Genomic DNA, 21,136 nt, shown 5'->3' with positions numbered 1-21,136 from the left:
GAGATGGCTTACCAACTACTCATCAACTTTTTCCTGGCGTTCATTTGGATGTTCTTCACGGGTACGTTCACGACGAGCGGATTTCTCATCGGCTATTTGCTCGGATTACTCGTCATCTTCATGATGCGCCGCTTCTTCAAGAATACGGATTTCTATTTCATCCGCGTCTTGAAACTGCTTAAACTGTTCTTGATTTTCTGTCGAGAGCTTGTCCTCGCCAACGTCGAGGTGCTCCGGCTCGTCCTCAGCCCGAAACTGAAAATCCAACCAGGCATCTTCCGGTACCATACCGAGCTCGATGCCGGTTGGAAGGTCAGTTGGCTGTCGATGCTCATCACCCTGACACCAGGGACGCTCGTCGTCCAAGTGTCGGACGACAATAAGACGCTCTATATCCATGCGCTCCATATGCCGGATAAAGAGTCGCTCAAGCAAGGCATTCACGATAACTTTGAGACGAAGATTAAGGAGGCGACCAGCTAATGTTAGATATTATTATTTACGTGGCGCTCGCCATCCTCGTGCTCGCCATGCTCGGCATGCTGTATCGGGTCGTCAAAGGACCGACGACGGCTGACCGTGTGATCGCGCTCGACTCGATCGGAATCGGTTTGATTTCCGTCGTCTCGCTGTTGTCGATTCTGCTCGACACGACGATGTTTTTCGAAGTCATCCTCTTGCTCGGGATTTTAGCCTTTATCGGAACGGTGGCGTTCTCGAAATTCCTCGAGAAGGGAGAGATCATCCAACATGACCGCAACAATGATTTATGACATTTTAACCGGTGTCTTCACAATCATCGGGGTATTCTTCACCGTCGTCGCGGCCATCGGTCTCATCCGGCTGCCGGACATCTACTCGCGGGCCCATGCGGCCTCGAAGAGCGCGACGCTCGGTGTCATGTTCGTCTTGTTCGCGGCGCTCCTGCACGTCTGGGTCGACCAGCGCATCTTTGACGCACGACTCCTGCTCGGCTTGTTCTTCGTCTTGTTGACGGCTCCGGTCGGCGGACACTTGATTGCTCGGGCGGCTCACGCCCAAGGGGTCAAGCTCTGGGACAAATCGCTCCAGGACGCCTTGCAAGAAGATAAGGATAAAGGAATCGAATGACGAAGGGCTCTTCCATCGCACGATGGAAGAGCCTTTTTTAGATGAGGTACGAAATATCGGACGCGGACGTCGGATACGCGAACTCCAAGTGTTTGACGTGTTGATGGGTCATATTGTTTTGTATAATGAATGAGAACAAGTTGATCAGTTCCGGTGCGTGTTGCCCAATCAAGTGGGCGCCGAGCACATGACCGTCCTTGCTGAGCAAGATGCGGGAGAACGCCGTCGTGTCGTTGATCCGCTCATACGTGAGGAAATGGGACAAGTCGTTGTCTTTACATTCATAGTCGATGCCTTGCGCCTTGGCCTCGTCGACCGTCAGCCCGACTTTGGCAATCGGTGGTGTCGTGAAGACGACCGTCGGGGCGGGACGCTCGGGGAGCGGACGCGTGTTGTTGCGGAGCAGGTTGAGCGCGGCGATGCGGCCTTCCTGTCCGGCGAACGGGGTGAGGGCCGGGTTGCGGCTCTTGGCGACGTCTCCGGCCGCATAGACGTTCGGATTCGTCGTCTGGAGAAACTCGTTGACCAAGACGCCGCCGTGGTCGGACTCGATGCCGGCCGCATCCAACCGAAGTCGCTCGATGCTCGGAATCCGCCCGGTGGCGTTAAGCACGAGTCCTACAAGGGTAGAGTCATCTGATAGCGTCACGACGTCGCCATTGATGTCGACCGGTTCGATTCCATAGCGGACATCGATCCCGATTTGAATCGTCTCATCGACAAGCCGTTTGACGACTTTACGGTCGAACGGCTTCAACGCCCGCGACCGGACGAGGAGCGTCACGTCACATCCGAACCGGCGCAGAATATGGGCGAACTCGAAGGCGATATAACCGGCTCCGACGATGATGACGTGTTGCGGTAACACCTCAAGGTCGAAGACGTCGTTGCTCGTGATGGCAGCGTCTCCGCCGGGAATGTCGAGTGGACGCGGGATTTGCCCCGATGCGATCAAGAATTGATGCGCCGAGATTTCATGTCCTTCGATGACAATCGAGTCTTCGTCGATGAAATGTGGTTCGCCTTCGAACAAATCGATGCCGTGTTCTTGCCAATGATGCATCTTCGTCGTCGGGACGGCAAAGCGGTACTCGTCGACACGATGTTTGAAGGCGTGCCAGTCGAGCTTGAGTTCGCCGGTCACACCGAGCGGTTTCATCCGTTCGGCCCGGGCAATCAGGTCGGCTCCTTCCGCGAGCATTTTTTTCGGGTCACACCCGCGCTGCGGGCACGTCCCGCCGAACGTCCAATTCTCGACAATCGCAATTTGTTTACCGGCGTCACGTAACACGCTGGCGGCTTGGCTCGCTGCCGAGCCGCTGCCGATGATGATGACATCGTACCGTTTCATTCCAAAACCCTCCCTCTGAGACTTCATCAATTTTTTCCCGTCTGGAAGGAACCTAAACTGAGGTGATTGAATTTGAGTCATTCTGACCACATTAAACATAAATTGGCGCTCCTCCCGGACGAGCCCGGCTGTTACTTGCATAAGAACGAGTACGGGGAAATCATTTACGTCGGGAAAGCGAAAAATCTGAAGAACCGGGTCCGGTCGTATTTCACCGGGGCGCACGACATCAAGACGATGCGCCTTGTGGCCGAGATTCGGGACTTCGAATATATCGTCACGGCGAGCGAGCTCGAGGCACTCTTGCTCGAGATGACGCTCATCAAAAAGCACGACCCGAAATATAACATCCGCTTGAAGGATGACAAGTCGTATCCGTATATCAAAATCACGAACGAGCCGTATCCGCGGTTGCTCACGACACGGAAGCTGAAGCGGGACGGCGGCTTCTATTTTGGGCCGTATCCGAACGCCTATGCCGCCAACGAGACGAAGCGGCTGCTCGACAAGTTGTATCCGCTGCGAAAATGCCAACCGATGCCGCGCAAGCTCTGTCTGTATTACCACATCGGGCAGTGCCTCGGACCGTGTGAGCTCGCCATCGACACGGACGAGCAAAAAGAGATCGTCCAAGAGATTCGACGCTTCTTGAACGGGGAGACGAGCGAGACGCTCGCCAAACTCCAAGTCGACATGGGACTGGCTGCCGAAGACATGCAGTTCGAACGTGCCGCCGAGCTCCGTGACCAAATCCGGGCCGTCGAATCGATTATGAACAAACAGAACATGATCACGGCCGACCCGACAGCGCGTGACGTCTTTGGCTACACACTCGACCGCGGCTGGATGTGCGTCCAAGTGTTCTATATGCGAGGCGGCAAGATGATCGAGCGCGACGTGTCCCTGTTCCCACTTCACGGGGAACCGTCCGAGGAACTCGAGAGTTTCATCGTCCAGTTCTACGAGCAGAACGTATTGCCGAAGGAAGTGCTCGTCCCTGAGATCGTCCGCATCGATCTGTTGAACGAGGCGATCGGCACGAAAGTGATGCAGCCGAAACGAGGGGCGAAGCGACAGTTGCTCGACTTGGCGACGAAAAATGCGGGCATCGCCTTGAACGAAAAGTTCGAGTTGCTCGCCCGCGACGAAGAGCGGACGCTCCTCGCCATGCGTGAACTCGGTGAGGCAATCGGTATCCCGAACTTGTCGCGCGTCGATATCATCGACAACGCCAACATCCAAGGTGCGGACGCCGTCTCGGCGCTCGTCGTCTTCGAGGATGGCAAGCCGCTCAAGAAGGAATATCGCAAATACAAGATTCGTACCGTCCAAGGACCGGACGACTATGAGACGATGCGAGAGGTCGTCCGCCGTCGATTCCGCCGTCTGTTGACGGAAGAGAAACGTCTGCCGGATCTGCTGTTGATTGACGGGGGCATCGGGCAATTGAACGCCGCCCTCGACGTCCTGCAAAACGAGTTCGGGCTCGACTTGCCCGTCGGCTCGTTGAAGAAAGATGACCGTCACCGGACGAGCCAGCTCTTGTTCGGGGAAGGCGGCGGGGTCGTCGAATTGAACTCACGTTCGAGCGCGTTCTATTTGCTGCAACGCATGCAAGACGAGGTCCACCGCTTCGCCATCACGTTCCACCGCAGCCTGCGGACGAAGAAGATGACGAAGTCGGTGCTCGACGATATCCCGGGCGTCGGGCCAAAGCGGCGTCAGCAATTGATTCGTCATTTCGGGTCGATGAAGCAGATCCGTCTCGCCTCGCTCGAACAGTTGAAAGAAGCGGGTCTGCCGGAGAAGTTGGCCGAGACCGTAATCCAATACGTCCATGAGGAGACCGATGAATGAACCGAGACGCGTTAGCCGATTTTCCAGACGAGACATCCCCTTTTATTGAACAGTTCGTGCGTGACTTGGCGGACGTGACCGACGCGATTCAACATGCGTACGTGCACGGGTCTGTGACGATGGGAGGCTTTCATCCGAGACAGAGTGACGTCGATTTACTGTTCGTGAGCGACCGAGACCTGTCGGACGAGGAGCGGCTCGGTTTGATGCGACTGTGCCTGGAGACATCGACGCAGCCGTATCCGCTCGAGTTGACCGTGATGACGGAACGAGCGTTACAAGAATGGGTCCATCCGAGTCCGTTCGAGTTTCATTATAGTGAGCAATGGCGCATGCGATTAGAAGAAATGTCAATCGATGAACTGCTCCATGAGCAACGAGAAATGACCGATTCGGATTTGTCCGCCCATGTTAAAGTTATCATGGAGCGGGGCTGCGTCTTGTTCGGGACTCCGATGCATGAGTTGTTGCTCGGGTTTGAGGATGGACATTACCGAGAAGCAATCAAGGACGACGCGTTGGATTGCCTGAGCTCGCTTGATAACCACCCCGTGTATAGCGTACTGAATCTCGTGCGGGTGATGGCCTACGAGACGGATGGGCGTGTGCTTGCCAAACGAGAAGTGCTCGAGTGGGCGAAGCGACAACCGATTCCAACTGATCTCCTGCACGTCATTCAAAAAGCGGCAGCGGCATATGCGGGTGAAGACATGACGTTCTCAAGGTCGGAGCTCATCGACTTTTATATCTTCGCCAATGAGCGTCTCTTTCCGTATGAAGAGAAGGATGAGTTGGAGGATTAACTCAAAAAGAAAGAGCCGATGCGGTGTAAAAATCGCATCGGCTCTTCGTCATTCATACGTATCTTTTCGGTCTAGTTGGACGGTGATGTGGACGGCCTTGCGCGTCACGTCGGCATATCCTTCGGCGACGCATTGGAAACGACCCGCAATCTGTTCGGCTAAAAAACCAGCCTCGAGCTGGAAGTAGCCCGTCGCCTTCTCTTGGGTCGCGGGTGGGGGCGTGAGCTCGAACAAGAATTTATTTCCTTTTTCTTTCAGCAGCGTCAAATCTCCCCAGCCGGCCTCACTAAAGAAGGCGCTCAGTTCCTCATTGGGCATGACCGGGAACTTGCGTGCGACCCGTTTACCCGACCAATAGATGACTTGGGCGTAATCGTCCCCAAGCAAATCCGTCAACACATAATCGCGCAACAGTTCGATCGCGAAAGTGGGTTGGCTCATCGTTTCCATCTTCTTCCATCACTCCAATCTCTCTATACCATTATAACGACGAATCGGCTTTTGGTCACCGGGTATTTTGCAAAAGAATGTGTCACAAATCGGTCAGGTTGTCTTGTCATACAAAATTCACAAGAGTAGAATAGGAGACAGAAAGCTATATTTACATTTGAAAACGCTTTTATTTACAAAACGAGCCAAGGGCTCGTACAAAGGGGGAACTAGAATGGCTTCGCAGCGTGACTATTTCAGTCGTAAAGTCCATTCGCTACTTGGGGTCATCCCAATCGGCCTGTTTTTGATCGTCCACTTGTCGGTCAACTACTATATCGTCGATGGGGTGGAGTCGTTTAACAAGGCAGCAAAATTCATGGAGAGCTTACCGTACTTGTACTTCCTTGAAGTCACCATCATCGCTTTGCCGATGATTTTCCACGGCGTGTATGGCGTGTATTATGCGTTCCTCGGTTCGATTAACACGAATCGTTACTCATACGCGCGTAACTGGATGTACATGCTCCAACGATTCACGGGCGTCTTCCTCGTCATCTTCATCGCATGGCACGTTTGGGAAACGCGCTTGGCGAAGTTGCGTGGCGTTGAAGTGAATGCGGAGATGATGCAAAACATCGTCGACAATCCGCTCATGCTTATCTTCTACATAGTCGGGATCCTCTCGGCTACGTTCCACTTCGCGAACGGTCTCTGGTCGTTTGCCATCACGTGGGGGATCACACAGTCGCCTCGTTCACAGCGCTTCATGAGCTACGTCTCAGGCGCGGTCTTCTTGGCACTATCTTTTGTCGGCATCCGTTCAATCTTGACGTTCGCTGGCATCTTGTAATAGGGGGAAAAGTACATGGCAAATCAAAGTTTGATCGTCATCGGTGGCGGTCTAGCTGGACTCATGGCGACAATCAAGTCGGCTGAGATGGGTGTTCCGGTAAAACTATTCTCGCTTGTACCGGTCAAGCGTTCACATTCAGTTTGTGCACAAGGCGGCATCAACGGTGCCGTCAACACGAAAGGGGAAGGGGATTCTCCTTGGCAACACTTCGATGATACGGTCTATGGGGGCGACTTCCTCGCCAACCAACCGCCAGTCCAAAAGATGGCGGAAGCGGCACCGAAAATCATCCACATGTTCGACCGGATGGGTGTCATGTTCAACCGGACGCCAGAAGGTCTTCTCGACTTCCGACGTTTCGGCGGCACGCTCCATCACCGCACGGCTTACGCCGGTGCGACGACAGGGCAACAGCTTCTTTACGCGCTAGACGAGCAGGTCCGTCGCTATGAGGCGCAAGGGCTCGTCGAGAAGTATGAAGGCTGGGAGTTCCTCCGGGCCATCATCGATGAATCAGGCGTCTGCCGTGGTGCGGTCTGTCAGGATTTACGCTCGATGGAAATTAAAGCGTTCCCATCGGATGCGGTCATCCTTGCGACAGGTGGCCCAGGAGTCATCTTCGGTAAATCGACGAACTCGGTCATCAACACCGGCCAAGCGGCTGGAGCGGTTTACCGTCAAGGCGCGGTCTACGCGAACGGCGAGTTCATCCAAATCCACCCGACGGCGATCCCAGGGGACGACAAGCTTCGTCTCATGAGTGAGTCAGCACGTGGTGAAGGCGGACGTGTATGGACGTATAAAGACGGCAAGCCATGGTACTTCCTTGAAGAGAAGTATCCTGCCTACGGAAACCTCGTGCCGCGTGATATCGCGACGCGTGAGATCTTCGACGTCTGCGTCAACCAGAAGCTCGGCGTCAACGGCGAGAACATGGTGTACCTCGACTTGTCGCATAAAGACTCGAAAGAGCTCGACATCAAACTCGGCGGTATCCTCGAGATTTACGAGAAGTTCGTCGGCGACGACCCGCGGAAAGTCCCGATGAAGATTTTCCCGGCCGTTCACTATTCGATGGGCGGACTCTGGGTCGATTACGACCAAATGACGAACATCCCAGGGCTATTCGCTGCCGGTGAGTGCGATTACTCGATGCACGGTGCCAACCGTCTCGGTGCCAACTCGCTCCTCTCGGCTGTATACGGCGGGATGGAAGCCGGTCCTGCGGCCGTTCATTACATGCGCGGTCTCGACCAAGCGACAGAGAGCGTGCCAGAAGCACTCTTCAACTTCAACGAACGTGAAGAAATCGAGCGGTTCAACGACATCCTCGCGATGGAAGGTACGGAAAACGCGTATCAAATCCACCGTGAGCTCGGCGAACTCATGACCGACAACGTCACGGTCGTTCGTTACAACGATAAGCTCGAAGCGACGGATCTCAAACTCCGTGAACTTCGTGAACGCTATAACAACATCTCCGCGACCGATACGGCCCGCTGGAGCAACCAAGGGGCATCGTTCATCCGACAGCTCGACCACATGCTCGACCTCGCACGCGTCATCACACTTGGCGCCTTGAAACGCGATGAGAGCCGTGGGGCTCATTACAAGCCGGACTTCCCGGAACGTGATGACGAGCGCTTCATGAAGACGACGATGGCACGTTACGACAATGGGGAAGTCGATATCTCGTTTGAAGAGATCGACGTTTCGTTAATCCCGCCACGTAAACGGGATTACTCGAAGAAAGGGGCGAAGACGAAATGACGACGCCGATGCAAGCAGATCAAAAAGACATTCGTTTTATCATTGAACGCCAGGACGGGCCGGATCAACCGACCTATACGGAAGAGTTTACCGTCCCGTACCGTCCGAATATGAACGTCATCTCGGCACTGATGGAAATCCGCCGGAACCCGGTCAACGCGAACGGGGACAAGACGACACCAATCAACTGGGACATGAACTGTCTCGAGGAAGTGTGTGGCGCTTGTTCGATGATCATCAACGGCAAGCCGCGCCAATCGTGTACGGCACTCGTCGATAAGCTCGAGCAACCGATTCGTCTTGCTCCGATGAAGACATTCCCGGTCGTCCGTGACCTTCAAGTCGACCGTCAGCGCATGTTCGACGCGTTGAAAAAAGTGAAGGCTTGGGTTCCGATTGACGGGACGTACGATCTAGGACCAGGACCACGGATGCCAGAGAACAAGCGTCAATGGGCGTATGAACTATCGAAATGTATGACGTGCGGTGTCTGCCTCGAGGCATGCCCGAATGTCAACGACAAATCGAACTTCATCGGACCGGCTGCCATCTCGCAAGTCCGTCTCTTCAACTCGCATCCAACCGGCGCCTTCCACGCGGAAGACCGTTTGGAAGCGCTCATGGAAGACGGTGGTCTCGCACAGTGCGGAAACGCACAAAACTGTGTCGAAGTTTGTCCGAAAGGCATTCCGCTCACGACGTCAATCGCTGCGATGAACCGTCAGACGACGCTTCACTCGTTCAAATCGTTCTTCGGTAGCGACAAAGGCCGCACTGGTTCTGCGGTCGAGGCGTAAGGGTTACGGATGACGAAGTACTTCCGGGAAGCCGATTGGGAAACACGTGTCAGAGCAGGGGTCGCGCTAGACGTCAAAGTCCGATTTTCGGAGTGCGACCCGTACGGCCACATGAATAACACGATCCCGTTCATCTATTTCGAGGATGCACGGATCGAGTTGCTTGAAGCGACTGGGTTCTCGTTGAAAGATGGGTTCGTCGTCGTGGCGGACGCCCAGTGCGACTATGTCCGCCAAGTGATGCCGCGCCAATCGATCAAGGTGTATGCCAATGTCTTGACGGTCGGAAACACTTCATGTGATATTCATTACGGGGCATATGACGGAGACCAGCTCATGTTCGCGGGGCGCACGAGCCTCGTGCACTTGTCGAAATCCGGTCGTCCGACCGAATGGACTCCAGAATATAAAAATCGCTTGCAGAATTTTTGCGAATCCGCTATCATTTGATAATGAGTTCACAAACAATTATTTTGCAGGTCCGCCTGTAGAATTGAAATTTGAAGGGAGACTATCACGTCATGGAAAAAACGTTCACAGTCGTTGCAGATTCAGGAATTCACGCTCGTCCAGCTACACAGTTGGTTAACACAGCTTCTAAGTTCCAATCAGATATCAACCTTGAGTACAACGGTAAAACAGTAAACCTCAAGTCAATCATGGGTGTTCTTTCACTCGGAATCGCTAAAGATTCTACAATCAAAATCACTGCAGCTGGTGACGATGCAGAAGAAGCGGTTAACACGCTTTCTGACATGCTCACAAGCGAAGGTCTTGCTCAGTAATTGAGCGACGGACGAGGCGGCCAATCGGCTACCTCGTCTTTTTTGTTTGTCACGAGACCGTTTCTTTTTCAGAATCGGCTTTTTTGGTAAGATAGATGGGAATGGAAGTGATGATCATGAAACGAGCGATTGGAGTACTCGATTCAGGAGTTGGCGGCTTGACGGTGGTCAAAGAACTGATGCGCCAACTACCGAAAGAAGAAATTATCTATATCGGCGACACGGAACGGTGCCCGTATGGCCCGCGCCCGCACGATGAGATTGAAGCCTATACGTGGGAACTGATCGAGTTCCTGTTAAGCAAGAACGTGAAGATGATCGTCATCGCCTGCAACACGGCGACAGCGGTCGTCTTGAAAGAGGCGCGCAAACGCCTCAACATCCCGGTCATCGGTGTCATCGACCCGGGAGCCCGCGCGGCCGTCAAAGGGACGCGCAATAAACATATCGGCGTCATTGGTACGAAGATGACGATCGAGAGCAACTCATACGAGACGGCGCTTCGGCACGTGGCCGGCAAGATTGATGTGTATTCGCTCGCCTGTCCGCCGTTCGTCCCGCTCGTCGAAGCCGGCGAACTCGACGGGGAACGCGTCCGCGCAATCGTCGCCGAGACGATTCGGCCGCTCCAATCTTCCGAGATGGATACGCTCATCCTCGGGTGCACGCACTATCCGTTGCTCGCCCCGGTCATTCAAGACGTCGTCGGACCGGACGTCCACTTGATTTCGTCCGGTGACGAGACGGCGCTCGAAGTGGCGGCCATCCTCGACTTCAAAGAGCTCGAGAACGACCTCGACACGGTCCCGGCGCACCAGTTTTATGCGACGGGGGACGTCGTCATCTTTGACCGGCTCGCGACAGAGTGGCTCGGTCAGCCCGTGAGAGCGGAGAAAGTAGAGGTGTCCGGTGTCGATGCGTAACGAACGAAAACAGGACGAGCTCCGGCCCGTCGAAATCGTTCCTCATGTGAACAAGCATGCGGAAGGATCGGTCCTCATCTCGATCGGGGACACGAAAGTCATCTGTACGGCGACGGTCGAAGAACGCGTCCCGAACTTTTTGCGCGGCAAGAAGCAAGGCTGGATTAACGCCGAGTACGCCATGCTCCCACGCGCGACCGGCAACCGTACGGTCCGTGAGTCGGTACGCGGGAAACAGTCGGGCCGGACAATGGAGATTCAGCGTCTCATTTCCCGGTCGCTCCGCTCGGTCGTCGATTTGGAACGGCTCGGCGAACGGACGATTTGGATTGACTGTGACGTCATCCAAGCGGACGGGGGCACGCGCACGGCCTCGATCACCGGCGGCTTCTGCGCCCTCGTCCTCGCGGTCGATGCGCTCATCCGTCAAGGCAAGCTCGACGACACGCCGATTAAAGAAGGCGTCGCGGCGATCTCGGTCGGTCGGACCGATCACCTGCTGCTCGACTTGAACTACGAAGAAGATGCCGCGGCCGAGGTCGACATGAACGTCGTCATGACGGCGAGCGGACGCTTCGTCGAAGTGCAGGGCACGGGGGAAGAAGCGACGTTCACGTTGCTCGAGATGAACGAGATGCTCCACATGGCCCAGAGCGGGATCGAGACGCTGTTCAAAGCAGCCGAAGACGCGCTCGGTGCCTCGTGGTGGTATGTCGGGGAACAATTGGAGGAGACAACATGAAACTCATCGTCGCAACACGCAATAAAGGAAAAGTCGCAGAAATCGAAGGCATGCTCACGCCGCTCGGCTTCGAGGTCGAGTCGTTGCTCGACTATCCGGACGCACCGGAGACGGACGAGACAGGCACGACGTTCGAAGCGAACGCCGAGCTGAAGGCAACCGAGGCGGCCCGCTACTTCGGCCATGCCGTCCTCGCAGACGACTCGGGGCTCGAAGTCGACGCGCTCGACGGGGCACCTGGTGTCCATTCGGCCCGCTTCGCCGGACCTGAAAAATCGGACGAGGCGAACAACGCCCTCTTGCTCGAGAAGTTGAACGGGGCGACCGATCGGACGGCACGCTTTATCTGTGCCCTCTGTCTGGCCAAACCATCAGGGGAGACGTTGACGGTGCGCGGCACGATCGAAGGGACGATCGGCTACGCGCCGCACGGGGAGAACGGTTTCGGTTACGACCCGCTCTTCATCGTCCCGTCGCTCCATAAGACGGCAGCGGAACTCGAACGCGACGAAAAGGCGGCGGTCAGTCACCGCGGTCAAGCACTACGAAAGTTAGAGGCAAAAATCATTCCGTTCATGAAAGGGTGACCCGTATGCGTTTTCTCGTAGTCAGTGACAGTCACGGATTGACAGAAGAACTATCGATCATCTTTAATCGGCACGAACAAGAAATCGACGACGCGTATCATTGTGGCGACTCGCAACTCGCGCTCGTCGACGAGCACCTGCTCCCGTATCACACCGTGCGCGGCAATTGCGACTTCGGTGGTGACTTGCCGCTCGAGCGAATCGAGGAGACGGCTGAAGGCACGATTCTCATCGTCCACGGCCATCACCACGATGTGAAGTACGACTTGAACCGGTTGCGTTATCGGGCCGAAGAGGTCGGGGCGAACGTCGTGTTGTTCGGCCACTCGCACGTCGCCGGAGCGTTGATTGAGGACGGGGTGCTCTATGTGAACCCGGGCTCGATTCGGATGCCGCGCGGACGGAGTGACAAGACGTATGTACTGATGGATCTCGAGAACGGGCAGGCCAACGTTCGCTTTTATCGGTCTGAGGACGGTTCAGTCGTCGAGGATCTCGATGTGAGCGGAAAGCTGTGACGGAATGAAAAGAAGGAATTGACAGCAAACCATTTTTCTATTATAGTTTTCTTGTCAATGTCCCAATAGCTCAGCTGGATAGAGCAACGCCCTTCAAGACAAATAGGAGCCTTTATAGGGAAACAGCAACCTATAGAGTGGACGACACTATATCGGTGAAGCCTTAACAGATCATGCTGATGGTAATACCGAGGAAACTTATTTCCTTTCGGGGACAAGATGGTTCGAAGGACTAAAGGTCATCCTTTAGAGGTAGAGCCATTGAAGGAGCACCTTGCTCGTGAGGTTCCGTAGAGACTACACGTGTCGCACCTGAAATGGTGAAGATATAGTCCAGACTACAAACAACACACGTTGGTGGCGAAAGCCATGGTGGTAAGCTAAGGCGTCGGTCGGGGGTTCGAATCCCTCTTGGGACACTTCCATTTAAAATAGAGATAGCCTCCACGGAGGTTGTCTCTTTTTTCGTTTTTCGGGGTATTGATTGACAACGAATCGATTCCTAACGGAAGATGGAGATGAATGGAAAGGGTGTGGAGAGATGGCAAAAGAGAAAGCGTACCCGTTTCCTGGGAACTGGTCGCGGCTTCAGAAGATGATTCAAGAGGCGGACACGGCCGGAGAACGGCAACGGGTCGAACCGATTCTGTGGGATTGGTATGAGGCAGTGCCCGGTGATCCCTTTGTTTTCATGGAACTATTCCAATGTCTGATGGAACGTCCGGAAGAACCGGAGACGCTTGAGAAACTCGAAGAACTCGTCACGACTCAGATGACGGTCGCAGAAGAACCTGCAGCCGGCGGGCTTCAAATCGCCCAGTATTACATCATGCGTGACCAACCGTTCGAGGCGGCCCATTGGATCAATCTCTATCTCGAATGGCAAGAGAAGACTGATCACGTCAACACACAAGCGCATCAAGTACTGCAAGTGTTGAAGTTGACCGAGTTCCCGGCCGCGATCGCCAAAGTGAAGCGAATCCTTCATCGAGGCGGAATCGGCGAACAGATTGAGACGCTTGAACACGTCCATTTCAATATCGACGACGTCCTCGACAACGTCTTGAAAGAGCTCCTCGTCGCGGAACGTCCAAAGTTGATGAAGTTGATCGTGCTCCAAAAAGCGTTCGACGAGTTGCCGGTCATCGAATGGACCGATCTCGGGATACGGCACCGATTGACGCAAGACGAGGCGACCGTGCATACGCAAGCGTGGGAAGCGATGACCAATCAATTGCAGCGGGTCGTGTACGGTGACGAGATTGCGACACAACTGCTTATGAATTACATGTACACGCACTACCCGTTCACACCGCGAGAAGCGTCTGACGTGGAGGCGGCACTCGGACAGGCGAAAACGGCCATCTTGCAACACGAGGAAACTGACGGCCTAGCAGCGGAAATCCTCGAGGCGGACATGCGTTTCACCGAGGCGTTTCTAGACTAAATCCTTGTGTGCAGTCGCCGGATTTATGCTATAATACGGATTGTTGTACATTCTTGTACGTATAAACGAATTGTTGGAGGGACTTAGCATGACAGCAAAATGGGAAAAAACATCAGGTAGCCAAGGCGTACTCACGTACGAAGCACCTGCAGAAGCTTTTGATAAAGCAGTCGACGCCGCATTCAAAGATGTCGTCAAAACTTTGAACGTGCCTGGCTTCCGTAAAGGGAAATTGCCACGCCCAATGTTCAACAAAATGTACGGAGAAGAAGCGCTCTATCAAGATGCGCTCGATATCCTCTACCGTGACACAGTTCAAGGTGCGGTCGAAGAAGCTGGTTTCGAACCAATCGCTCTCGAAAACATCGATGTAGACGGCACGCTCGAAAAAGGCAAACCTGTAACGTTCAAAGTAACGTTCGTCGTTGAGCCAGAAGCTGAGCTTGGCGAATACAAAGGTCTCGAGTACGAAGCTGTTGAAACAACAGTCACTGACGAAGAAGTTGCAGCTGAACTTGACGCGCTTCAACAGCAAGGCGCAGAGCTTGCTGTCAAAGAAGGCGCAATCGAAAACGGCGATACAGCTGTCTTTGATTTCGCAGGTTTCGCTGACGGAGAGCAATTCGAGGGCGGCACGGCTGAAAACTACACGCTCGAAATCGGTTCAGGCCAATTCATCCCTGGATTCGAAGAGCAAATGGTCGGCTTGACGGCTGGCGAAGAAAAAGACGTTGAAGTAACATTCCCTGAAGAGTACCACGCTGATAACTTGGCGGGTAAACCAGCGACATTCAAAGTCAAACTTCACGAAGTCAAAGCGAAGCAAGTTCCTGAGCTCGACGACGAGTTCGCAAAAGACATCGATGAGTCAGTTTCATCACTCGACGAGTTGAAAGCGAAAATCCGTGAGCGTTTAGAAACTGCGAAGAAACAAGAAGCGGAAGGCACAATGCGCGACCAACTCGTCGAGCAAGCAACAGCTAACGCAACAATCGACGTACCTGCAGTACTCGTTGACCAAGAAGTAGATCGCATGGTTCAAGAGTTCGGCACACGTGTTTCTTCACAAGGAATCGACCTCGACATGTACTTCCAGCTTACTGGAACGACTGAAGAAGCGATGCGCGAAGAGATGAAAGAGCAAGCTGAAGAGCGCGTTAAAGCTCGTCTCGTCTTGAAAGCAATCGCTGAGAAAGAAGCGATCGAAGTGTCTGACGAAGATGCTGAGAAAGAACTCGAAGAAATGTCTAAACTTTACAACATCGCACCGGATCAACTCCGCACGATGCTCGCGCCACAAGGCGGAATCGAGACACTTAAAGGTGACCTCAAATTCCGTAAAGCGATCGACGTTCTCGTTGAAAACGGGAAAGCGAAGTAATCGGATGACAGAAGGACGGCTGCCTAGCAGTCGTCCTTTTTTTCGTCACGACACTTTGCATGTGTTTATCTTTGATGAAGTGATTTGTTCATGCTACAATTATTGCAACGCAGAGATGTAAATGTCTTTTCACGGTGCATGCGCACCTGGGAATACAAATAGGCGATTTATCGCACTTACATCCATTTTCATTTAGAAGGGGTGTACCGAATGTTCAAATTTAACGAGGAAAAGGGGCAACTCAAGTGCTCGTTTTGCGGAAAATCGCAAGAACAAGTCCGTAAATTAGTCGCCGGTCCTGGCGTATACATTTGTGACGAATGTATCGAACTTTGCAATGAAATCGTTGAGGAAGAGCTCGGTGTGGAGGAAGAAGTCGAATTTAAAGACATTCCAAAACCACAAGAGATTCGTAACATCCTAGACGATTATGTCATTGGTCAAGACCGCGCCAAACGTGCGCTTTCAGTAGCTGTCTATAACCACTATAAACGCATCAACGCCGGCGGCCGTTCTGATGATGTCGAACTTTCGAAGTCGAACATCGTCATGATTGGACCAACTGGTAGCGGTAAGACGCTTCTCGCTCAGACGATGGCTCGCGTCTTGAACGTCCCGTTCGCAATCGCGGACGCGACGAGCTTGACGGAAGCTGGTTACGTCGGGGAAGACGTCGAGAACATCTTGCTCAAGTTGATTCAATCGGCTGACTATGATGTCGAGAAGGCTGAAAAAGGGATTATCTACATCGATGAAATCGATAAGATTGCCCGTAAGTCGGAAAACCCATCGATCACGCGTGACGTATCGGGTGAAGGCGTTCAGCAGGCACTTCTTAAAATTTTGGAAGGTACGGTCGCAAGCGTGCCGCCGCAAGGTGGACGTAAGCATCCGCATCAAGAGTTCATCCAAATCGATACGACGAACATCTTGTTCATCGTCGGCGGCGCGTTCGCTGGCATCGAAGCGGTCGTCAAACGCCGCATCGGGAAGAAAGTCATCGGATTTGGGAACGACCAAGAAAACCGCGAGTTGACGCAAGAAGACTTGCTCGCCCGCGCGCTTCCGGAAGACCTTCAGAAGTTCGGATTGATTCCGGAATTCATCGGTCGTTTACCGGTCATGGCGACGCTCACGACGCTTGACGAAGAAGCACTCGTCGAGATCTTGACGAAGCCGAAGAACGCCCTCGTTCGTCAGTACGAGAAAATGCTCGAACTCGACGATGTCGAACTCTCGTTCACAGACGAGGCGTTGGTTGAAATCGCCAAACTTGCGATCAAACGTAAGACAGGCGCACGCGGTCTCCGCTCGATTATCGAAGAAATGATGCTCGATGTGATGTTCACTGTCCCATCGCGCGACGATATCGAGAAAGTCATCATCACGGATGAAACGATTACGGGTCTTGCCGGTCCGAAATACGTACTTCGCGATGGTACTGTCGAACAGACAGGCGACAATAAAGAGACAGCATAATTTTGAACGAAAAAGGCTCAAACACTCGGCACATCCGAGTTTTGGGCCTTTTTGCACAGGAGGCGTTGTAATGGAACAATTACCAATCCTTCCTTTGCGTGGAGTCGTGGTGTATCCGCTCATCGGAGTGACAATCGACGTGGGGCGTCCGCTCTCCCTACGAGCACTCCTTGCCGCAAAGGAACACGAGACAGATTTGATTGTTGTGACACAAAAAGAGACGGGGAAAGAATCACCTGAACCGGAAGACTTGTACGCGATCGGGACACGCGTCCATATCGCCAAGATGAGCGAGCTGTCGAACGAGACAGTCCGCGTCCGCTTGGTCGGGAAAGAACGCGTCAAGATCAACTCGATTGAAGAGACGAAGGAAGGCTGGTTCGCAGACGTCGAGCCGCTTGAACTCGTCGAAGGGGAAGAAGTCGAGCGGACGGCACTCGTGCGCTTGTTGAAAGAACAGTTCGGCAAACTCGTCGGGTCAATCAAAGGATTGTCACCGGACGAGCGCCGTCGTTTCGAAATGTATGAACGACTCGAGTCGTTGACTGACTATATCGCTTCGAAGCTCGACGTCGACGTCGATATCCGTCAAGCGATGCTCGAAGAACCGGATGCCGTCAAACGCGGCTTGGAACTGCTCGAGATTATGACGCACGAGGTCGAAATCATCGAGCTCGAGCAAGAGTTGCGCGAACGGACGAAAAAGACGATCGAACAGGCACAGAAAGAGTACTATTTGCGCGAACAGATGAAGACGATTCAGCAAGAGCTCGGCGACCAGTCGCAAGAGTCTGAACCGAACCGTCTCCGTGAGAAACTCGAGGCGCTCGATTTGCCGGAGACGACACGGAAGAACGTCATGCGCGAAGCCGAGCGGTTGAACGTCGTCCCGGCGACGTCACCCGAGTACGCTGTCATCCGCAACTATCTCGACTGGATCGCCTCGCTCCCGTGGGGCATCGAGACGGAAGATAAACTCGACGTCAAACATGCGGCCGATGTGTTAGATGACGACCACTACGGGCTCGAGTCGGTGAAAGACCGAATCCTCGAGTACTTGGCGGTCCGTCAATTGACGAACTCGCTCCGTGGACCGATTCTTTGTCTTGCCGGACCTCCAGGGGTCGGGAAGACGTCACTCGCCCGCTCGATCGCATCGGCGCTCGAACGTCACTTCGTCCGTGTCTCGCTCGGCGGGGTGCGTGACGAGGCCGAGATTCGTGGGCACCGTCGCACGTATATCGGTGCGATGCCAGGCCGCATCATCCGTGGCTTGAAACAGGCCGAGAGCAAAAACCCGGTGTTCTTGCTCGACGAGATCGACAAAATGGCGTCCGATTTCCGGGGTGACCCGGCGTCGGCCATGCTCGAAGTGCTCGACCCGGAACAGAACGTCTCGTTCTCGGACCACTATATCGAGGAACCGTTCGACTTATCGAACGTGCTCTTCATCGCGACGGCGAACGACGTCTCGCAAATTCCGGCGCCGCTCCTTGACCGGATGGAACTCATCCAAATCGGCGGCTACACGGAACTTGAGAAAGTCGAGATCGCCAAGCGTCACTTGGTACCGAAACAGTATAAAGAGCACGGCTTGAAGAAGAGCCAGCTCACGATTAAAGAGGACGCACTTTACGAAGTCGTTCGCCGTTACACGCGTGAGGCCGGTGTCCGGAACTTGGAACGCGTCATCGGTTCACTTTGCCGGAAAGCGGCGAAGCAAATCGCCATCGGCGAGAAGAAACGCGTCACCGTCTCATTGAAGAGCCTCGGCGACTACCTCGGGAAACCGAAGTACCGCTATGGCAAAGGGGAGACGGAAGACTCGATCGGTGCTGTCACCGGACTCGCCTACACGGCGTTCGGGGGCGACACGCTCACGATTGAAGTCGCACTCGCACCTGGTAAAGGCAAGCTCCAGTTGACGGGGAAACTCGGTGACGTCATGCAAGAGTCGGCGCAGACGGCGTATAGCTACGTCCGTTCAAACGCGGAACGGTTCGGGATTGACCCGACGTTCTACGAGCGCCAAGACGTGCATATCCACGTGCCGGAAGGTGCCGTCCCGAAAGACGGTCCGTCGGCGGGGATTACGATCGCGACGGCGCTCATCTCGGCGTTGACCGGGAAGAAAGTCCGCCGTGACATCGGGATGACCGGGGAAATCACGCTCCGCGGCCGCGTCCTGCCAATCGGTGGATTGAAAGAGAAAGCGCTCGCCGCACATCGAGCCGGCTTGACGACCATCGTCATTCCGAAAGACAATGAGCGTGACATCGATGACATTCAAGACACCGTCCGTGAGAAACTGACGTTCGTCCCGGTCACGACGCTCGATCAAGTATTAGAAGTAGCATTTGGAGGAAATTAAATAATGAAAATCACTAAAGCAGAATTTGTCACGAGTGCCGTCGCACCTGACCATTACCCGATTCATGAGTTACCGGAAGTCGCACTCGCCGGACGTTCGAACGTCGGGAAGTCATCGTTCATCAACAAGATTTGTCAGCGCAAAGCACTCGCACGGACGTCTTCGAAGCCAGGGAAGACGCAGACGCTGAACTTCTTCAACATCAACGATGAAATCATGTTCGTCGACGTCCCGGGCTACGGCTACGCGAAAGTCTCAAAGACGGAGCGGGAGAAGTGGGGCATCATGATGGAGCAATATTTGACGTCACAGAGCGCGCTTCGCGGCGTCGTCCTGTTGGTCGATATCCGTCATGAGCCGTCAAGTGACGACGTGACGATGTACAACTTCTTGAAGCATTACGAGATTCCGGTCATCGTCGTGGCAACGAAGCTCGATAAAATCAAAAAAGCGCAGCGTCAAAAACATGAAGCGGCCGTCAAACGCAAGCTTCAATTTGAATCGACTGACCGGTTCGTCGCGTTCTCGGCGGAGACGGCAGAAGGAAAAGACGAGGCATGGAAAGCAATTTATGATTTATTGACACGCGAAGAAGATTGACCGAAGACGAGGGCAACCCCTCGTCTTTTTTGTTTTCAGGGTTACGAGAGCGGGTAATTATCGTATAATTGTCCTAATTACATAAGACAAGAGAATAGAGAACGAGGTGGAAAGATGCAAATCATGTTTCAGAACAAATGGTACCGCTTTTTATTTTGGACGCTGACGATTTTCTTGGTCATCTGGGTCGGGACGGAAATTTCATTCGTGTTCCAACCAGTCCAAGTCATTTTGGCGCTCGTCACGGTACCGCTCATCATTGCCGGACTTTTTTATTATTTCTTAGTCGGGATTGTCGATTTCTTAGAAAAACGGATGGACGGCAAACGGCCGCTCGCCGTCGGGATTACGCTTGGTGGACTCGTGCTGATCTTTACGCTCGTCTTCAGCATCCTCGGCCCAGTACTCGCGGAGCAGGTGACGTCACTCGTCAACGCGATGCCGAGCATTGCCAAGGAATTACAGGTACAGGCGTTCGCCGTCCGTGACTCGCTCATGCAAAATGAGTTCTTGTCACGCTTCATCGCCGAGAATGACGATATGTTCACCGACTTCACGAACAACGTGACGTCGTATCTCGGAGACGTCTTCGGGAATGTCGCGTCATCGTTCGGTCGTCTTGTCGGCTTCATCACGTCGGCCGTCATCACAATCGTCGTCATTCCGTTCATGCTTTTGTATATGTTACTTGACGGGAAACGTCTTCCGGACTCAATCGTGAAGTTGTTGCCGTCGAGCTATGAGCGTGAGACACGCAACATCTTACATGACATGCACACGACGGTTAAAAACTACGTCCATGCCCAGTTGATTGTGGCGTTCTTCGTCGGGATCACGTCGCTCATCGGATTATGGATTATCGGACTCGACTATGCCATCCTACTCGCGCTCTTCATGATGGTGACGAACATCATCCCGTACGTCGGACCGTTCCTCGGTGCGGCACCGGCTGTCGTCGTCGCTTTCATCCAAGATCCGATTAAAGTGCTTTGGGTCATCGTCGTCATCATCATCGTCCAACAGATCGAATCGAACGTCATCTCGCCGCTCATCCAAGGCAAGTCACTCAAGGTGCACCCGCTGACGATCATCATCGTCTTGCTCGTCGCCGGGAACTTGGCCGGGATTATCGGGATGCTCATCGCGGTTCCGTTCTACGCGGTGGCGAAAGTCGTCGTTCAAAATATCGTCCGTATTTACAAGCTGAGGGAACGGAAACATTACCTCGAAGCGGAGGAAGAAGAAAAGACCCAAGAGAGTACAATCATCACCGATCCATCCTCTCTAAAATGAGGAATCAAGTAGAAATGGTCTCTATGTCCGTTTCTAC

General features: G+C 53.8%; 22 protein-coding genes. 20 read left to right on the top strand and 2 right to left on the bottom strand.

The annotated features are described in order from the left end of the window. Nucleotides 1-3: 3 nt before the first annotated feature. Genes KNP82_RS04645 through mnhG form a run of 3 tightly spaced genes read left to right on the top strand, consistent with a single transcriptional unit; the run spans nt 4 to nt 1,110 of the window. Nucleotides 4-483 (top strand): Na+/H+ antiporter subunit E, encoded by a 480-nt coding sequence (locus tag KNP82_RS04645; protein ID WP_058763184.1) that lies wholly within the window; start codon nt 4-6, stop codon nt 481-483. Then, nucleotides 483-773: a Na(+)/H(+) antiporter subunit F1 gene (locus KNP82_RS04640; RefSeq protein ID WP_021066828.1), complete on the top strand. Its 291-nt coding sequence runs from the start codon at nt 483-485 to the stop codon at nt 771-773. The genes KNP82_RS04645 and KNP82_RS04640 overlap by 1 nt, the downstream gene beginning before the upstream one ends. Next, nucleotides 751-1,110, top strand: coding sequence for a monovalent cation/H(+) antiporter subunit G (gene mnhG, locus KNP82_RS04635; protein ID WP_031200113.1), 360 nt, complete (start codon nt 751-753; stop codon nt 1,108-1,110). Before KNP82_RS04640 ends, mnhG begins: the two co-directional genes overlap by 23 nt. A 37-nt stretch (nt 1,111-1,147) precedes the next feature. Here mnhG and KNP82_RS04630 read toward each other — a convergent pair whose 3' ends face one another. Next, the gene (locus KNP82_RS04630; protein ID WP_214827188.1) at nt 1,148-2,461 is read right to left on the bottom strand and encodes a dihydrolipoyl dehydrogenase family protein; all 1,314 of its coding nucleotides are present in this window, start codon (nt 2,459-2,461) and stop codon (nt 1,148-1,150) included. A gap of 72 nt (nt 2,462-2,533) precedes the next feature. Between KNP82_RS04630 and uvrC the strand changes: the two genes are divergently transcribed. Further along, nucleotides 2,534-4,318 carry an excinuclease ABC subunit UvrC gene (gene uvrC, locus KNP82_RS04625; RefSeq protein WP_214802998.1) on the top strand — a complete coding sequence of 595 codons (1,785 nt, stop codon included), beginning with the start codon at nt 2,534-2,536 and terminating at the stop codon, nt 4,316-4,318. Continuing rightward, a complete protein-coding gene (locus KNP82_RS04620; RefSeq protein WP_058763188.1) occupies nt 4,315-5,121 on the top strand; it encodes an aminoglycoside adenylyltransferase domain-containing protein in 807 nt (268 codons plus the stop codon). The genes uvrC and KNP82_RS04620 overlap by 4 nt, the downstream gene beginning before the upstream one ends. Before the next feature lie 48 nt (nt 5,122-5,169). Here KNP82_RS04620 and KNP82_RS04615 read toward each other — a convergent pair whose 3' ends face one another. Then, nucleotides 5,170-5,562 (bottom strand): YslB family protein, encoded by a 393-nt coding sequence (locus tag KNP82_RS04615; protein WP_235045180.1) that lies wholly within the window; start codon nt 5,560-5,562, stop codon nt 5,170-5,172. Nucleotides 5,563-5,785: 223 nt separating this feature from the next. Between KNP82_RS04615 and KNP82_RS04610 the strand changes: the two genes are divergently transcribed. The 15 genes from KNP82_RS04610 to KNP82_RS04540 all read left to right on the top strand — a co-directional run bounded on the left by KNP82_RS04610 (nt 5,786) and on the right by KNP82_RS04540 (nt 21,099). Next, nucleotides 5,786-6,403 (top strand): succinate dehydrogenase cytochrome b558 subunit, encoded by a 618-nt coding sequence (locus KNP82_RS04610; RefSeq protein WP_021066834.1) that lies wholly within the window; start codon nt 5,786-5,788, stop codon nt 6,401-6,403. 15 nt (nt 6,404-6,418) lie between these two features. Continuing rightward, nucleotides 6,419-8,176 carry a succinate dehydrogenase flavoprotein subunit gene (gene sdhA / locus KNP82_RS04605; protein ID WP_029595861.1) on the top strand — a complete coding sequence of 586 codons (1,758 nt, stop codon included), beginning with the start codon at nt 6,419-6,421 and terminating at the stop codon, nt 8,174-8,176. Beyond that, nucleotides 8,173-8,973, top strand: a complete 801-nt coding sequence (gene sdhB / locus KNP82_RS04600; protein WP_021066836.1) for a succinate dehydrogenase iron-sulfur subunit — start codon at nt 8,173-8,175, stop codon at nt 8,971-8,973. The genes sdhA and sdhB overlap by 4 nt, the downstream gene beginning before the upstream one ends. A gap of 9 nt (nt 8,974-8,982) precedes the next feature. Continuing rightward, nucleotides 8,983-9,423, top strand: a complete 441-nt coding sequence (locus KNP82_RS04595) for an acyl-CoA thioesterase (protein ID WP_214762233.1) — start codon at nt 8,983-8,985, stop codon at nt 9,421-9,423. Between the two features lie 71 nt (nt 9,424-9,494). After that, a complete protein-coding gene (locus KNP82_RS04590) occupies nt 9,495-9,758 on the top strand; it encodes a phosphocarrier protein HPr (protein ID WP_021066838.1) in 264 nt (87 codons plus the stop codon). 116 nt (nt 9,759-9,874) lie between these two features. Then, nucleotides 9,875-10,681 carry a glutamate racemase gene (racE, locus tag KNP82_RS04585; RefSeq protein WP_285801269.1) on the top strand — a complete coding sequence of 269 codons (807 nt, stop codon included), beginning with the start codon at nt 9,875-9,877 and terminating at the stop codon, nt 10,679-10,681. Beyond that, nucleotides 10,674-11,423 carry a ribonuclease PH gene (rph, locus tag KNP82_RS04580; protein WP_214827185.1) on the top strand — a complete coding sequence of 250 codons (750 nt, stop codon included), beginning with the start codon at nt 10,674-10,676 and terminating at the stop codon, nt 11,421-11,423. The genes racE and rph overlap by 8 nt, the downstream gene beginning before the upstream one ends. Continuing rightward, a complete protein-coding gene (locus tag KNP82_RS04575; RefSeq protein WP_214827183.1) occupies nt 11,420-12,010 on the top strand; it encodes an XTP/dITP diphosphatase in 591 nt (196 codons plus the stop codon). Before rph ends, KNP82_RS04575 begins: the two co-directional genes overlap by 4 nt. Nucleotides 12,011-12,015: 5 nt before the next feature. After that, on the top strand, nt 12,016-12,528 hold the full coding sequence (locus KNP82_RS04570; protein ID WP_131471075.1) for a metallophosphoesterase family protein: 513 nt from the start codon (nt 12,016-12,018) through the stop codon (nt 12,526-12,528). Nucleotides 12,529-13,069: 541 nt separating this feature from the next. After that, complete coding sequence (locus KNP82_RS04565) at nt 13,070-13,975, top strand: hypothetical protein (protein ID WP_214827181.1); 906 nt, start codon at nt 13,070-13,072, stop codon at nt 13,973-13,975. 88 nt (nt 13,976-14,063) lie between these two features. Further along, nucleotides 14,064-15,356, top strand: coding sequence for a trigger factor (tig, locus tag KNP82_RS04560; RefSeq protein ID WP_021066844.1), 1,293 nt, complete (start codon nt 14,064-14,066; stop codon nt 15,354-15,356). 210 nt (nt 15,357-15,566) lie between these two features. Then, entirely contained in the window at nt 15,567-16,835 is a 1,269-nt protein-coding gene (gene clpX, locus KNP82_RS04555; protein WP_021066845.1) for an ATP-dependent protease ATP-binding subunit ClpX, read from the top strand. A gap of 70 nt (nt 16,836-16,905) precedes the next feature. Further along, entirely contained in the window at nt 16,906-19,206 is a 2,301-nt protein-coding gene (lon, locus tag KNP82_RS04550) for an endopeptidase La (protein ID WP_021066846.1), read from the top strand. A 3-nt stretch (nt 19,207-19,209) separates the two neighbouring features. After that, nucleotides 19,210-19,806: a ribosome biogenesis GTP-binding protein YihA/YsxC gene (gene yihA / locus KNP82_RS04545; RefSeq protein ID WP_021066847.1), complete on the top strand. Its 597-nt coding sequence runs from the start codon at nt 19,210-19,212 to the stop codon at nt 19,804-19,806. Nucleotides 19,807-19,920: 114 nt separating this feature from the next. After that, nucleotides 19,921-21,099, top strand: coding sequence for an AI-2E family transporter (locus KNP82_RS04540; RefSeq protein ID WP_035385682.1), 1,179 nt, complete (start codon nt 19,921-19,923; stop codon nt 21,097-21,099). The last annotated feature ends 37 nt before the right edge of the window (nt 21,100-21,136 follow it).

The organism is Exiguobacterium sp. s26, assembly GCF_018618235.1.
Lineage (GTDB): Bacteria > Bacillota > Bacilli > Exiguobacteriales > Exiguobacteriaceae > Exiguobacterium > Exiguobacterium chiriqhucha.
The sequence above is the reverse complement of the archived record's forward strand: the minus strand, read 5'-3'. Positions and strand labels throughout refer to the sequence as shown.

Excerpts from the sequence above, each read along its gene's own strand:
- KNP82_RS04645 (WP_058763184.1), top strand. The coding sequence starts at position 4 with ATGGCTTACCAACTACTCATCAACTTTTTCCTGGCGTTCATTTGGATG.
- yihA (WP_021066847.1), top strand. The coding sequence starts at position 19,210 with ATGAAAATCACTAAAGCAGAATTTGTCACGAGTGCCGTCGCACCTGAC.
- KNP82_RS04570 (WP_131471075.1), top strand. The coding sequence starts at position 12,016 with ATGCGTTTTCTCGTAGTCAGTGACAGTCACGGATTGACAGAAGAACTA.
- KNP82_RS04640 (WP_021066828.1), top strand. The coding sequence starts at position 483 with ATGTTAGATATTATTATTTACGTGGCGCTCGCCATCCTCGTGCTCGCC.
- lon (WP_021066846.1), top strand. The coding sequence starts at position 16,906 with ATGGAACAATTACCAATCCTTCCTTTGCGTGGAGTCGTGGTGTATCCG.
- tig (WP_021066844.1), top strand. The coding sequence starts at position 14,064 with ATGACAGCAAAATGGGAAAAAACATCAGGTAGCCAAGGCGTACTCACG.
- KNP82_RS04630 (WP_214827188.1), bottom strand. The coding sequence starts at position 2,461 with ATGAAACGGTACGATGTCATCATCATCGGCAGCGGCTCGGCAGCGAGC.
- clpX (WP_021066845.1), top strand. The coding sequence starts at position 15,567 with ATGTTCAAATTTAACGAGGAAAAGGGGCAACTCAAGTGCTCGTTTTGC.
- KNP82_RS04615 (WP_235045180.1), bottom strand. The coding sequence starts at position 5,562 with ATGAGCCAACCCACTTTCGCGATCGAACTGTTGCGCGATTATGTGTTG.
- sdhA (WP_029595861.1), top strand. The coding sequence starts at position 6,419 with ATGGCAAATCAAAGTTTGATCGTCATCGGTGGCGGTCTAGCTGGACTC.
- KNP82_RS04620 (WP_058763188.1), top strand. The coding sequence starts at position 4,315 with ATGAACCGAGACGCGTTAGCCGATTTTCCAGACGAGACATCCCCTTTT.
- KNP82_RS04610 (WP_021066834.1), top strand. The coding sequence starts at position 5,786 with ATGGCTTCGCAGCGTGACTATTTCAGTCGTAAAGTCCATTCGCTACTT.
- KNP82_RS04575 (WP_214827183.1), top strand. The coding sequence starts at position 11,420 with ATGAAACTCATCGTCGCAACACGCAATAAAGGAAAAGTCGCAGAAATC.
- racE (WP_285801269.1), top strand. The coding sequence starts at position 9,875 with ATGAAACGAGCGATTGGAGTACTCGATTCAGGAGTTGGCGGCTTGACG.
- sdhB (WP_021066836.1), top strand. The coding sequence starts at position 8,173 with ATGACGACGCCGATGCAAGCAGATCAAAAAGACATTCGTTTTATCATT.
- mnhG (WP_031200113.1), top strand. The coding sequence starts at position 751 with ATGACCGCAACAATGATTTATGACATTTTAACCGGTGTCTTCACAATC.
- KNP82_RS04565 (WP_214827181.1), top strand. The coding sequence starts at position 13,070 with ATGGCAAAAGAGAAAGCGTACCCGTTTCCTGGGAACTGGTCGCGGCTT.
- KNP82_RS04540 (WP_035385682.1), top strand. The coding sequence starts at position 19,921 with ATGCAAATCATGTTTCAGAACAAATGGTACCGCTTTTTATTTTGGACG.
- KNP82_RS04590 (WP_021066838.1), top strand. The coding sequence starts at position 9,495 with ATGGAAAAAACGTTCACAGTCGTTGCAGATTCAGGAATTCACGCTCGT.
- rph (WP_214827185.1), top strand. The coding sequence starts at position 10,674 with ATGCGTAACGAACGAAAACAGGACGAGCTCCGGCCCGTCGAAATCGTT.
- KNP82_RS04595 (WP_214762233.1), top strand. The coding sequence starts at position 8,983 with ATGACGAAGTACTTCCGGGAAGCCGATTGGGAAACACGTGTCAGAGCA.